Origin of the sequence: Micromonospora sp. NPDC004540 (genome assembly GCF_040610095.1) — a bacterium.
Lineage (GTDB): Bacteria > Actinomycetota > Actinomycetes > Mycobacteriales > Micromonosporaceae > Micromonospora.
Window position 1 is genome coordinate 1 of the sequence record NZ_JBEXLR010000059.1, and the last position, 13367, is coordinate 13367.

At 73.3% G+C, this 13367-nt stretch carries 11 protein-coding genes; 6 read left to right on the forward strand and 5 right to left on the reverse strand.

The features are described 5' to 3' along the window. From ABZV78_RS19815 to ABZV78_RS19830, 4 genes are all read right to left on the reverse strand, one after another. A partial coding sequence (locus ABZV78_RS19815; protein WP_355640493.1) for a hypothetical protein occupies positions 1-2706 on the reverse strand: 2706 nt, incomplete at its 3' end. 65 nt (positions 2707-2771) lie between these two features. After that, positions 2772-3080 carry a cupin gene (locus ABZV78_RS19820; protein WP_355640495.1) on the reverse strand — a complete coding sequence of 103 codons (309 nt, stop codon included), beginning with the start codon at positions 3078-3080 and terminating at the stop codon, positions 2772-2774. Next, entirely contained in the window at positions 3077-4027 is a 951-nt protein-coding gene (locus tag ABZV78_RS19825; protein ID WP_355640540.1) for an LLM class F420-dependent oxidoreductase, read from the reverse strand. Before ABZV78_RS19825 ends, ABZV78_RS19820 begins: the two co-directional genes overlap by 4 nt. A 2-nt stretch (positions 4028-4029) precedes the next feature. After that, the gene (locus tag ABZV78_RS19830; RefSeq protein WP_355640497.1) at positions 4030-4815 is read right to left on the reverse strand and encodes an ABC transporter ATP-binding protein; all 786 of its coding nucleotides are present in this window, start codon (positions 4813-4815) and stop codon (positions 4030-4032) included. 286 nt (positions 4816-5101) lie between these two features. Between ABZV78_RS19830 and ABZV78_RS19835 the strand changes: the two genes are divergently transcribed. Beyond that, positions 5102-6133, forward strand: a complete 1032-nt coding sequence (locus tag ABZV78_RS19835; RefSeq protein WP_355640499.1) for an ABC transporter substrate-binding protein — start codon at positions 5102-5104, stop codon at positions 6131-6133. Positions 6134-6274: 141 nt separating this feature from the next. Beyond that, entirely contained in the window at positions 6275-7075 is an 801-nt protein-coding gene (locus ABZV78_RS19840) for an ABC transporter permease (protein ID WP_355640542.1), read from the forward strand. A 168-nt stretch (positions 7076-7243) separates the two neighbouring features. Here ABZV78_RS19840 and ABZV78_RS19845 read toward each other — a convergent pair whose 3' ends face one another. Then, entirely contained in the window at positions 7244-8425 is a 1182-nt protein-coding gene (locus ABZV78_RS19845; protein WP_355640501.1) for an ABC transporter substrate-binding protein, read from the reverse strand. Between the two features lie 447 nt (positions 8426-8872). Here ABZV78_RS19845 and ABZV78_RS19850 point away from each other — a divergent pair, with 447 nt between their 5' ends. The 4 genes from ABZV78_RS19850 (at position 8873) to ABZV78_RS19865 (ending at position 13357) form a co-directional block, all read left to right on the forward strand. Further along, entirely contained in the window at positions 8873-11926 is a 3054-nt protein-coding gene (locus ABZV78_RS19850; RefSeq protein WP_355640503.1) for a sensor histidine kinase, read from the forward strand. Then, the gene (locus tag ABZV78_RS19855; RefSeq protein ID WP_091262735.1) at positions 11923-12330 is read left to right on the forward strand and encodes a roadblock/LC7 domain-containing protein; all 408 of its coding nucleotides are present in this window, start codon (positions 11923-11925) and stop codon (positions 12328-12330) included. Before ABZV78_RS19850 ends, ABZV78_RS19855 begins: the two co-directional genes overlap by 4 nt. Positions 12331-12396: 66 nt before the next feature. Next, entirely contained in the window at positions 12397-12759 is a 363-nt protein-coding gene (locus ABZV78_RS19860) for a DUF742 domain-containing protein (protein WP_091262733.1), read from the forward strand. Then, positions 12740-13357 (forward strand): ATP/GTP-binding protein, encoded by a 618-nt coding sequence (locus ABZV78_RS19865; RefSeq protein ID WP_355640505.1) that lies wholly within the window; start codon positions 12740-12742, stop codon positions 13355-13357. The genes ABZV78_RS19860 and ABZV78_RS19865 overlap by 20 nt, the downstream gene beginning before the upstream one ends. Positions 13358-13367: the final 10 nt, after the last annotated feature.

Sequence of the window (13367 nt, forward strand, 5' to 3'; positions counted from 1 at the left end):
CACGATGTTGGCGACCACGATGAACACCGCCGCCAGCAGCACGGTCGCCATGACCACCGGCAGGTTGAGGAACTGCACCGCCTCCACGGTGGACGCGGTGGCGCCGGCCGGTGCGGCGGTGGCCGCCTCGGCGGCCGGCGCGCGTTCCGCCGACGCGAAGCTGCGGTCCGACGTGCTGCCGGCCGGCTCGAAGGTGCGGTCCGGCGTGCTGCCGCCCGGCTCGAAGCTGCGGTCCGGCGTGCTGCCGGCGGGTTCGGCCGTGCGGTCCCGGGTGGTCGCGGCCGGCTTGGCGGTGCTGTCCGGCTTGGTGGTGGTCGGCTTGGCGGTGCTGTCCGGCTTGGTGGTGCCGTCCGGCCTGGTGGTGCTGTCCGGACTGGTGGTGGTCGTCTCGACGGTGCTGTCCGATGTGGTGGTGGCCGGCTCGGCGGGGGAACGGTCCGGGGCGGTCCGGCTGGTCCGCGGCTTGCGGGTGCGCTTCGCGCGGCCCGCCGGAGCCGGTGCGGCAGGTGTGCGCCCGCCGGCCTCAGCCGCCGCCTCCGCCGCCGGTTCACCCGCCGCCGCTGCCGCCGGTTCACCCGCAGGGGGCACGCCGTCCGCCGGTTGGGCAGCCCGGCTCCGCCGCGATCTCGTCGACCGCGCCGGGGCCGCCTTCGTGGCCGGTGCCGCGGGGGCGGCTTCCGCCACCGCGCGTTCCGCCACCGCGCGTTCCGCCACCGCGCGTTCCGCCACCGCGGGTTCCGCCACCTCGCGTTCCGCCACCTCGCGTTCCGCCACCTCGCGTTCCGCCATCGCGCGCTCCGTCGGCGACGCCTGGACCGGTGCTTCCGTCCGGTGCGGCGCGACGGACGGGGCTTTGCTCCGGTCGGCCAACCTCGTGACCTCGGCGCGCGGTGCCGTCGGGTGCGCCGGCTCCGTCGTCGGGTGCGCCGGCTCCGTCGTCGGGACGGGCGGCGTGACCGGGTCCGGCTCGGCCGGCGGGGTCGGGCGGCCAGCCGAGAGCACGTCGATGGCCGAGGTCCGCCGTCCCGGCGGAAGCGACCCGGGCATTGGCAGGTTCCGGGTCAGCTCCCCGTCGTCCCACCCGGTGGTTGGCTCGTCCGGCACGGGGTCACCGAACGCCCAGGCGGGCTGCGTGTCCGGCTCCGGCTGATCCGTCCGGTTGTCGTCGGCCGCCCGGCCTGGTCGCGTCGGGCCCGGTACCGGCTGATCGGTGCCGGCGTCCTCGGACGGCCAGTCCGATCGCGCGGGGTCAGAACCCTGTCCCAGGGAGACGCCCGACGCCGTGGGCGGGTCGAACCGGTCGCGGTCCGAGGTCGCCTCGGCGGCCGCACCCGGGGGCGGGCCGGCCGGGGCGTCGAGGCGGGGCCGGGTGACCTCGTCCAACTGGCCGGGCCGAGCGGGGGGATCCGCCGCGGCCAGCTCGTCGACGCGGCCCGCGTCCCTGGTCGGGTCTCCCGCCCCGGCGGAGGGCGCCTCGGCGACCGGCGCTGGCGCGTCGAACCGGTGCCGGATCCGACCCGGTCCGGTCGCCTCGCGCTCATCGGTGGGGGTCGGCCCGTACACCGGCTCGGTCCTCGCCTCGCGCTCGTCGGCGGGGCCTGACCCGTACACCGGCTCGGTCCGGGCCGCCGGCGGTCCGGCGGCGGGGCGCCCGAGGGGCCGGCGGGTGAGTCCGGCCGGCACCGGCGCCGGGGTGAGGCCGCCGGCCTCCGGCCAGTCCCAGTGCGCGGGGCTCGGTGCCCCCACGGCATGCGCGGTCACCGTGCCGGTGGGTGCCGGGCCGGAGGTGGCCGGCGACGGCGGCAGGGGCTGGAGGATGTCGGTCGGCTCGACGGCGTCCGGCCCGGCGGCCGTGGTCACCGGTCGGGGCAGCACGGTCGTGGCGGTCGAGCCGAGCGCTCCGGCGGCGACCGCGATCAGCGCGCCGTAGTAGGGCGCGAGCTGGTAGTGGTCGACCGCGGTGCCGGGCCCGGCGGTCAGGTAGGCGAAGGCCAGCAGGACCGGGCCGGCCGCCCCGGCCGCGCCGCCGACCAGCGGCAGGTAGCCGGCCCGGCGGGCCAGCACGCCGACCGCCGCGCCGGCGAGCAGGGCCACCGTGGGCAGCAGCAGCATGGCCAGGCGCTGGGCCGCGGCCGGGTCCAGCCAGGACGGTTCGAGCACGCCGAGACGGACGGTGGGCAGCGAGCCGGTGGACGCCACCGACGGCGCGACGGAGACCAGGGCGAGCAGCCAGACGGCCGCGGCCGTGAGCACGATGTTCCAGCCGAACGGTGGCTTGAGCAGCACGGCGATCGCCGTGCCCGCCCCGACCACGGCGCCGAGGATCGCGCAGATGCCGACCGCCCACACCGGGTCGACGGTGCCGCCCAGCTCCGTGGCGCGGGCCGGCTGCATGCACAGTGGGGCGACCACGATCGCACCCACCGCGCTGAGGCCGGCGATGGAGAGCAGTTCGGTGGTGCCGGCCGGGGAGGCGCCCCGGCGGGTGAGTCGTTCGGTGAGGACGGCCCCGACGACCGTGGCGACCGCGGCGAACCAGCCGACCCAGGCGAGCTGGGCGGGCCACCGGTTGACCGAGTCGTCGACGAACGCGCCGTCGAGGCGTACGACGCCGAAGCCGTACGCGATGCCGAGCTGGCCGGCCCCGGCCAGCACGCTCACCCCGAGCGCCGTGAGCAGCAGCCTGCCCCACGTCCGAAAGGCCATGTCGGGCACGTTACGGCCCGGTGCGGCCGCCCGCTACTTACTCGCCGAGGTTGGTGTCGACCTGGCTACTTAAGCTCGACCAGCCGGGCCAGGTACGTGGTGTCACCGACGTTGGTCAGCATGTGCACGGCTCCGGGGTCGCGGTAGACGACCCCGCCGGTCGGCTCGTCGGCGTCGATCGTCGTGCCGTCGATCGTCTGGACCACGTTCTTCGCGCCCTCGATCGCCACCACCAGGTACGGGTGGTCGTGCCGGTGCAGCGGCTGCCGCTCGCCCGACTCCAGCCGGATGTGCCAGACGCGCACCCGGTCGTTCTCGAAGACGATCTCCTGGCCCACCGGGCCGAGTTCGAGGTCGGCGGAGAGGTCGGTCATCGTGCTCCGTCCAGTTGGTGGAGCACCTCGGCGGCGATGAGCTCCACGTGGTCGAGGTCGTCGAAGTCGATCAGCCGCAGGTGCACCCGGGTGGCCCCGATCGCGGCGAACTCGCCGAGCCGGTCGACGAGCTGGGCGGGGGAGCCGACCACCGGGTCCTCCGGCGGGAGGGCGCTCTTGACGTGCAGCGGCGCGGCCCGGCGCTGGGCCTCCGCGTCGGTCCGCCCGATCGCCACCACGATCCCGGCGGAGAGCACCAGGGGCGCCCGCCCCGACCCGGTGCGCCCGGTCCGGTCGCACGCCTCGCGGACCCGCTCGTACGCGCGGGCCGTCTCGGCGACGGTCTTGAACGGCATGTTGAACTCGTCGGCGTACCGAGCGGCCAGTTCGGGGGTGCGCTTCGGGCCCCGGCCGCCGACGATCACTGGCGGCCCGGGCTGCTGCACCGGCTTGGGCAGCGCGGGCGCGTCGGCCAGCCGGTAGTGGTCGCCGGTGAAGCTGTAGGTCTCGCCGAGCGGGGTGCGCCACAGCCCGGTGACGATCTCCAGCTGCTCGGCCAGCCGGTCGAACCGCTCGGTGACCGCCGGGAACGGGATGCCGTAGGCGGTGTGCTCGCGTTCGTACCAGCCGGCGCCGATGCCGAGCTCGATCCGGCCGCCGCTCATCTGGTCGACCTGGGCGACCTGCACGGCCAGCGGCCCGGGCAGCCGGAAGGTGGCCGAGGTGACCAGGGTGCCGAGCCGGATCCGGGAGGTCTCCCGGGCCAGCGCGGCGAGCGTCAGCCAGGCGTCGGTCGGGCCCGGCAGCCCCGGCTCGTCCCCCATCGACCGGTAGTGGTCGGCCCGGAAGAAGCCCTCGAAGCCGGTCTCCTCGACCAGCCGGGCGAACCGGAGCTGGTCGTCGTAGGTCGCCCCGCGGTGCGGCTCGGTGAAGACCGACACCCGCATGGTCACCGTCCCCCCGCGACGACGCCATCGGTGGCGTCGCGCTCCATCAGCAGTTCGTGCAGCTCGGCGCTGATCCGGGCCACCTCGGCCAGGTGCGCGTGGCGACCCAGGGTGCGGGGCCGGGGCACGGCCACCTCGACCACCTCGCGGATCCGGCCGGGGCGCGGGCTGAGCACGACGACCCGGTTGGCCAACAGCACGGCCTCGTCGATCGAGTGGGTGACGAAGACGATGGTCGCCTTCGTCTCCATGTGCACCCGCTGGAGCTCGCCGGACAGCTCCTCCCGGGTGAGCGCGTCGAGCGCGGAGAAGGGCTCGTCCATGAGCATCACGCGCGGCTCGCCGATCAGCGACCGGCAGAGCGAGACCCGCTGCTGCATGCCGCCGGAGAGCTCGTGCGGAAGGCGCTTCTCGAAGCCGCCCAGCCCGGCCATCTCCAGCAGGCCGCGGGCCCGGTCGCGGTGCTTGGCCCGGCTCCAGCCGAAGATCTCCACCGGCAGCAGGACGTTGTCGAGCACCGTGCGCCAGGGCAGCAGGGCGGGCCGCTGAAACAGCATGGCGATGTCCCGGCGCGGCTTCGTGATCGGCGTGCCGGCCACGGTGATCTCGCCCTCGCTGACCGGGAGCAGGCCGGCGATCATGCGGAGCAGGGTGGACTTGCCGCACCCGGAGCGGCCGAGGACGGCGACGAACTCGCCCTCCGCGACGTCCAGGTCGATGCCACGCAGCGCCTCGACCCGTCCCGAACGGCCGTCGAAGGTGCGGGACACCCCGGACAGTCGGATCATCTCCCGCCGGCTCCCTTCCAACGTCGCGAACGCGAGCCGGGCTAGCGTAGCGGGAGATGGTCCTTATAGCACCGTCCGGGGTGGACGTCTGTCTCCTTTCCGTCAGGCAACTTCGTTTCCGTTCCGCAACCCGTACGCCCGCCTGGCTTCATCGGCCTTCTCGTACGCTGTTGCGCGCGAAGAGTCCCCTCACGACGGTCCCGTCGGCCGCCCCTCCTGCCGACACCGTCGGACCCACGACCCGACCGGGCGAACGTGCCCTGGTCGGAAAGGACATGGTGCACTGATGAGAAGGCTGACCCGTACGGTCGCCGCCGCGGCGCTCGCCACCGCCCTCGCCCTCGTCGGCGGCTGCAGCAGCGACTCGGACAAGTCGGAGGACGGCAAGAGCGGCAACGGTGCGGCGCTGGAGAAGGTGACCTACCTCACCTCGTTCGGCAACTTCGGCCGTGACTCCTACGCCTGGGTGGCGAAGGAGAAGGGCTTCTTCAAGGAGGCCGGCTTCGACGTCGACATCAAGCCCGGCCAGGGCACCGGGTCGGTCATCCAGACCGTCACCGGCGGCCAGGCCGACTTCGGCCCGATCGACCTGACCGGCGGCATCCTTCAGCTCGGCAACGGCCAGGCCAAGGACTTCGTCGCGGTGGCGGCGATCCAGCAGCGCACCATGGCCGCCATCGTCTCGGTCGAGGGCAAGAACATCGCCACCCCGAAGGACCTCGAGGGCAAGAAGCTCGCCGACACCCCGACCTCCGTCGTGCGCAACCTCTTCCCGACGTACGCGCGGCTGGCCGGCATCGACGGCAGCAAGGTGACCTGGGTCAACGGTGAGGCGCAGGGCCTCATCGGCATGCTCGGCTCCGGCGCGGTCGACGGCATCGGCCAGTTCGTGGTCGGTCAGCCCACCGTCGAGGCGGTGGCCAAGAAGAAGCCGGTCGTGCTGCCCTACAGCAACGTGATGCAGGACCTCTACGGCAACGTGCTGATCACCTCCAGCAAGATCGCCAAGGAGAAGCCGGAGATGGTGAAGCGCTTCACCACCGCGCTGCTCAAGGGCCTGGAATACTCGCTGGCCCACCCGGACGAGGCGGGCGAGATCCTGAAGAAGAACGTGCCGGCCGCCAACCCGGCCGCGTCCGCCGCCGAGCTCCAGCTCATGGCCGCGTACGTCCGCTCCAGCAACTCCGGAACCGCGATCGGCACCCTGGACAGCGGCCGGGTCGCCAAGAGCATCGCGCTGCTCCAGGGCGCGGGCGCGCTCAAGCAGAACCTCACCCCCGACCAGATCATTGACTTCAACCTCGCGCCGAAGGCCTGACCGGTCGGCTCGGGCAACGGGGGTGCGGCCGCCGGGAGACCCGGTGGGCGCACCCCTTTCGCGTGCCGGTCGTCGGGCCGGCCGAGAGAGGAGGACACCGTGACGCAGTTGACCGGAACCCGGGCCGGGGCGGCGGAGGAGTTGACGGAGCCCGCGCCCGCCCCGCGCCGGCTCGCCGTACGCCCGGCGGCGGTGGGGCTGCCGGCGCTCGGGCTGGTCATCGCGGTGGCCGCCTGGTGGCTGGTCACCTCGGGCCTGCACCTGGTCCACCCGGCCGCGCTGCCGCCGCCGCAGGCGGTGTGGCGCTCGCTGGTCGACACCACCGACGTGCTGCTGCCGGCGCTGGGCATCACCACCTGGATGACCCTGCTCGGCTTCCTGCTCTCGTCGCTCGCCGGGGTGCTCATCGGGATGGCGCTGGCCGCGTCCAGCCGGGTGGAGCGGATGTTCGCCCCGCTGCTGGTGGCGGTCAACGCGGTGCCGAAGATCGCCTTCGGGCCGCTGCTCGTGGTCGCGGTGGGCTGGGGGCAGAAGCCCATCCTGACCATGGTGTTCCTGCTCTGCTTCTTCCCGATCGTGCTCTCCACGGCGACCGGGCTGACCACCACTCCGGCCGACCTGGCCGAGCTGGGCCGCTCGCTGAACGCGTCCTGGTGGCAGGCGTTCCGGAAGGTGCGCTTCCCGGCCGCCCTGCCGCAGATCTTCGTGGGGCTGAAGGTGGCCATGCCGCTGGCCGCGATCGGCGCGGTGATCGGGGAGTTCTACTCGGACCGGCCGGGGCTGGGCTACCAGATCCTCCAGTACAACGGCGTCGGCGACACCGCGACGGCGTGGGCGGCGATCGTGCTGGTGGCGGTGATGAGCATCCTGCTCTACTCGGCCCTCAGCCTCGTCGAGCGCCTGGCCCTGCCCTGGGTCCGCGCCACCACCTCGGCCCGCTGACCCGGAACCTGAGAACCCGACGTCGACCGAGCGCACGCAAGCTGAACCCAGCGACGATCGACGGCGGCCGACCACAGAAGGTGTGGCCCCGGCGCAACCGGCGGAGGGATCAAGCCTGACCGCCCGGAGCCGGTTGTGCCGGGGCCACACCCCCCAGCGCGAGGAAGATCAGCCGGCCAGACGCCAACGACCACCCCGCGCCACGAGCGTCGTCAACGCCTGCGGCATCAGGCCGGAGTGGTTGTCCGGGGTCATCCGGATCGGCCCGGAGAGGCCGTCGAGCTGCGAGGTCTCCAGGACGTCGCGCAGGGCGCTCCGGTCCACCTCGCCCGGTCCGCCGCCGGCCCGCAGTTCGGCGTCGGCGATGAGCTGGACGGCGTCGGCGGCGAACGAGGAGTAGCCGTTGTAGCCGCCGAACCGCGCGGTGTACTCCTGGAACCACTGCCGCCGGGCGGCCTTGGCCGGGGTGGTGGCGATGACGTCGTCGATCACCATGGTCTGGGTGAAGATCAGCGTGGCCTTCTCGGTGGACCGGGACGAGGCGCCCAGGAAGAGGTCGCCGGCCGCCGAGGAGTCGAAGAAGAGCGGGCCGGTGTACTGGCTCTGCCGGGCGGTGGTGGCGGCCAGCGACGCCTGCTCCGGCGGGGTCCAGACGAGCAGCGCCTCGGGCTTCTTGGCGACCAGGCTGCCGATCTGGCTGCTGACCTCCGTGTCGGTGGTCCGCACCGACTCGGCGCGGGCCAGCTTGACGCCGGCCTTGGCGAACTCGCCGTTCAGCGCGGCCAGCCCTTCCTCGCCGTACTTGTCGGCGCTGTGCAGCACCGCCACCTTGCGGATGTTGCGGCGGGTCAACTCGGTGGTGAGGGCGGCGGCGCTGTCGGCCGCATTCGGGGCCAGCTTGAAGACATAGCGGCGCTCGGCGACCGGTTCGGTGATCTCGCCGGAGGAGGCGAGTGCGACGGTGGGAATACGCTTCTGGCCGATCGTGCGGACGGCACCGACCGCACATTCGTTGCAGCCGCCCATGATGATGGCGCTGACCCGCGAGTCACTGCTGAAATCGTTGATGTTCCGCAACGATTCGGCAGCGTCGGAACGGTTGTCCTTCACCTTGAGGTCGATCTTCCGGCCACCCAGCGCGCCGGAGGAGTTCAACTGCTCGACCTTCAGTTCCAGGGCCCGTTGATACACCTTGCCGATCGGCGCGGAGGCGCCGGAAAGTTCGAGGTCCGCGGCGATCACGATCGGGCTGGTGTCCTGCGGCTCCCCGCCGATCTCGCAGCCGGTGAGCGTGGTGGCCAGCACGGCCGATGCGAGCACCGCGATGCTCGCGGAGCGGATGGGGCTCAACTCAGTCCTCCAGGTGCGGCGCGGGCCAGCGCCCGATCACCGCCGCTCGTCCGTCCTCAGTGGAGGATCGGGATTGGTGTGCCGTACGGTGTGCGCGAAGCCTGCAAAACCTTGCCAATGCCGGGCCCTGCGGTCAAGCGCGGATGCCGGCCGCGGTTTCGGGACGCTCGTCCCACATGCTGGGGACACAGAACGTTAACCGACAATTACTGCACAGATGCGACTGACCACTCTGGAGTCACATGCCCTGTTCAGGGGGCTGGAGAAAAGAAGGTATTAGGTGATCGGATCACGGGTTGCGTCACCCACGACCGTTTCCTGCCTCACTGCCGCTTCCCAAACAGGATCTCGTCTGATGAAATCGCGGCCGTGCCGCGCGTGGCGCTGGCCGCTGCACCAGGCACGGGTCGGCGGGTCAAGCGTGGAAGAAACGACGGAGGCGATGTCGTGAGCACCGGACCTACGACCCTGCCCGAGAGCCGCGACGCCGACCAGCGGAATCGGCGACGGCGCCTGCCTCGGCTGCGTGACGCGCGGATCCGCTCCAAGCTCGCCCTCATCCTCGTCGTTCCGGTGGCGGCTGTTATCGCACTGGCAACTATTCGACTCGTTTCGGTCGGCGAGGGCGCCTACGAGGCCAACCGGATCCGGTCGCTGACCGCGCTGTCGATCGACGTCTCCGCGCTCACCCAGGACCTGCACAAGGAGCGGATGGCCGCCGCCGCCTTCCTGGTCGCGCCGAACCGGAAGCCGGACGACTACAACCTGCGGGTCCGCCGCACCGACGAGCGGATCGCGGCGTACCGGGACGAGCGGGGGAAGCTCGGCGACGTGCCGACCTCGGTGCGCGACCGGCTCAAGGTGATCGAGGACCACCTGGCCACGCTGAACGGCACCCGCCAGGAGGTGCTCGACCGGCAGCAGATGGCGGTCTCCGAGGCGAGCCTGCGCTACGGCATCATCCTCGACGACCTCGTCGCCTACGGCGACACGCTGGCCCAGCAGCCCGGCGCCGAGGGCCTCGCCGACGCCCGCCGCGCGGTGGCCGCCTTCGCCCACGCCAAGGCCGAGGTCGCCGAGGAGGAGGCGGTCGCCTACACCGCGCTCTCCACTCTCTCCACCAGCCGGATCGACGAGGAGCAGTTCGCCTCCTTCGTGGCCACCCTGACCGGCCAGCAGGAGGCCCTGCTCTCCTTCTCCCGGGCCGCCGAGCCGGCCCAGCGGGCCCTGGTGGACCGCACCGTCTCCGGTGACGCCGTCCAGCTCGCCGACCGGGTCGCCACCGACATCTCCCGCTCGGTCGGGCAGGTCCCGCTGGTCACCCGCGACGAGGCCGCCGCGGCCGTCGCCGCGGTCGGCGACCTGATGCGGTGGGCCGAGATCCAGCTCCAGGACCAGCTGCTGGCCGACGTCGACGCGGTGCGCACCGACGTCATCCGGCAGGCCTTCATGGAGAGCCTGCTGGTGCTGCTCACCCTGGCCATCGCCGTGACGCTGGCCGTGGTGCTGGCCCGCTCGCTCAACGACTCGCTGCGCCGGCTGCGCGAGGGCGCGCTGGCGGTGGCGAACCACGACCTGCCCGACGCGGTGAGCCGGCTGCAGAACGTCAACGCCATCGGCGAGGGCGGCGTGGACGAGATCGTCCAGCAGGTCCGGGACCCGATCAAGCTGACCAACCGCGACGAGGTCGGCCAGGTGGCGGCGGCCTTCAACGTGGTCCACCGGGAGGCGGTCCGGGTGGCGGCCGAGCAGGCCGCGCTGCGGACCAGCGTCTCGGCGATGTTCCTCAACCTGGCCCGCCGCTCGCAGAGCCTGGTCGACCGGATGATCGGCGAGCTGGACGCGATCGAGCGCGGCGAGGAGGACCCGAAGCGGCTCGCCCAGCTCTTCGAGCTGGACCACCTGGCCACCCGGATGCGCCGCAACGACGAGAACCTGCTGGTGCTGGCCGGGGCCGACTCCGCCGTGCCGCGCCGCGACGACGCGCTCCTGGTCGACGTGCTGCGCGCCGCCCAGTCCGAGGTGGAGCTCTACAACCGGATCGAGTTCGGCACCGTCGACACCGACATCTCGGTCGCCGCGCACGCGGTCAACGACGTGGTCCGCCTGGTCGCCGAGCTGCTCGACAACGCCACCCGGTTCTCGCCGCCGAACACCATCGTGGTCGCCGACGGCCGCCGGATCCGCGACTACGTGCTGATCCAGGTCGAGGACCGTGGCCTCGGCCTCAGCGACGAACAGCTCGACTCGCTCAACCGCCGGCTGGCCGCCCCGCCCACGGTCGACGTGGCCGCGTTCCGGCTGATGGGGCTGGCCGTGGTCAGCCGGCTCGCCTCCCGCTACGGGATCCGGGTCGAGCTGCGCCGCAACGTGGAGGGTGGCACCGTCGCCCAGGTCACGCTGCCGAACGCCACCGTGGTGCTGCCGGCGAACCGGGGCCAGGCCCCACTGACCCGTCCGCGCCAGCCGCTGGCCGTCGAGCAGTCCCCGCTCAGCCAGGTCGGCGCCGCCGACGCGCTGGCCGGTGCGGGCCGGGCCGGCACGGCCACCCTGGCCGACCAGTGGCGCAGCACGGCCACCCCGCCGCCCGCCCGCTGGCAGGCCCCCGCCGAGGCGCGGGACACCGCCCCGGCCGTACAGTTCGGCGGAACCGGCGCGCTGCCCACCGTGCCGCCGGCCGTCCCGGGCCCCTCCGCGTCGCCCGCGCCCGCCACCCCGGCCCCGGTCTCCGGCGCCGGCTGGACGGTGGGCGGGCCGACCACCGCGCACCCCGCGGTCGATCCGCTGCCCCAGCGGACGCTGGGCGGGGAGGCGGCGGCGACCAGCGCCCCGGCGCTGGCGCCGCCGGCCTACCAGCCGGCCGCCGCGGCCCCGGCAGCCGAGCCCGCCCCGGCGGCCCCCGTGGCGGCCCGGCCGGACCGGCGGGCCGAGGCACCGATCTTCCGGGAGATGGAGGCCGTCTGGTTCCGCTCGCACGGCGAGGACGAGACGACCATCTTCACCCGCCCCCGGTTCGACGAGGAGCCGGCACCGCCCGCCGCGACCGCGCAGCCCGCCCCGACCGCGCAGAACGGCGGCGCGTCGCCGCTGCCGCCGCTGCCGACCCGTACCCCGGGCGCCCAGGCGGCAGGGCTGGCCACACCGCCGCCGTACACCCCGCCGGCGGTTCCGCCGCCCGCTGCGGCCGTACCCCCGCCGGCGCCAACGCCGCCGGCGATCGACTCGGAGGCCTGGCGGACGGCGGCCGACGAGGGGTGGACGCGGGCCAGCCGGGCCGCGGAACCCACCAACGGCGGCACCACCCGTTCCGGCCTGCCCAAGCGAGTGCCGCAGGCCCAGCTCGTGCCCGGCGGCATCGAGCCGAAGGGCAGCCGGGCCAGCGCCCGGCGCACCCCGGACGAAGTACGCGGCCTGCTGTCGGCCTACCACCGCGGTGTGCAGCGGGGTCGGACGGCCGGCGCGGACCTGAACAGCACCTCGACCAAGGAGACGAACCGATGAACAGGCCAGCGGCCATGCAGGACATGGGTTGGCTGCTCACCAACTTCGCCGACAGCGTGGCGGGCATCGCCCACGTGGTGGCGGTGTCCGCGGACGGGCTGCTGCTCGCCTCCTCCCGCGACCTGCCGGGGGATCGGGCCGACCAGCTCGCCGCGATCACCTCCGGCGTGGTGAGCCTGACCGAGGGCGCCGCGCGGATGTTCAGCGCCGGCGGAGTGCTCCAGACCGTCATCGAGATGGACAGCGGGTACCTCTTCCTCATGTCCATCAGCGACGGCTCGTCGATGGCCGTGCTGGCCGCGCGGAGCTGCGACGTCGGCCAGGTGGGCTACGAGATGGCGCTGCTGGTGGAACGGGTCGGCCAGGCACTGGTGCCGCTGCCGAGGGACGCCGTCCGGCCCTGACCGGCCGTCCGGTGACCTGGTGACCCGGAGCCCGTCCGGCTCCGTACGAGGGGAGGTGATCGCGAGATGGAACCACGACGAGATCCGCGTGGCGCGCTGGTGCGACCGTACGCGGTCACCCGTGGCCGCACCGAGCCGTTGCAGAACATCGCGCTCGAGGCGGTGCTGTCGTGCACGCCCACCCAGTCGGCCGAGGCGCGGTTCGCCGGGCACGACAAGTACCGCATCGCCTCGGTCTGCGAGGGCCGGGCACAGTCGCTGGCGGAGATCGCCGCTTACACCCGGATGCCGCTGGGCGTCACCCGGGTGCTGGTCGCCGACATGGTGGCCGAGGGCCTGCTGACGCTACACACTGCCGCTCCCGCGACGGGCTTCGCGGCGCGGATGAACCTGCTTGGAAGGGTGCTAAGTGGACTTCGCGAACTATGACCCCGCCGGGGCGAACCGCAGCCGGGAGATCATCTCCGCGAAGATCGTCATCGCGGGCGGCTTCGGGGTGGGCAAGACCACCCTGGTGGGCGCGATCTCCGAGATCCAGCCGCTGACCACCGAGGCGCTGATGACCGCGGCCGGCGTCGGCATCGACGACCCGTCGAAGGTGCCCGGCAAGGAGACCACCACGGTCGCCATGGACTTCGGCCGGATCACCATGGCCGAGGACCTGATCCTCTACCTCTTCGGCACGCCGGGCCAGACCCGCTTCTGGTTCATGTGGGACGAGATCATCCGGGGAGCGGTGGGCGCGGCCGTGCTGGTGGACACCCGCCGGATCACCGACGCCTTCGCGCCGCTGGACTACTTCGAGAACCGCAACCTGCCGTACGTGGTGGCGCTGAACCGGTTCGACGGCGCACCGCACTACGAGGTGGACGAGGTCCGCGAGGCGCTGGCGATCCCGCCGGACGTGCCGCTGGTGATGTGCGACGCGCGGCGGCGCGAGTCGGTCAAGCAGGTGCTGGTGACCGTGGTCGAGCACGCCATGCTCCGGCTCCAGGCCGAGCACGGCTTCGCGGCCCCGGTCGGCTGATCCGCCGCCC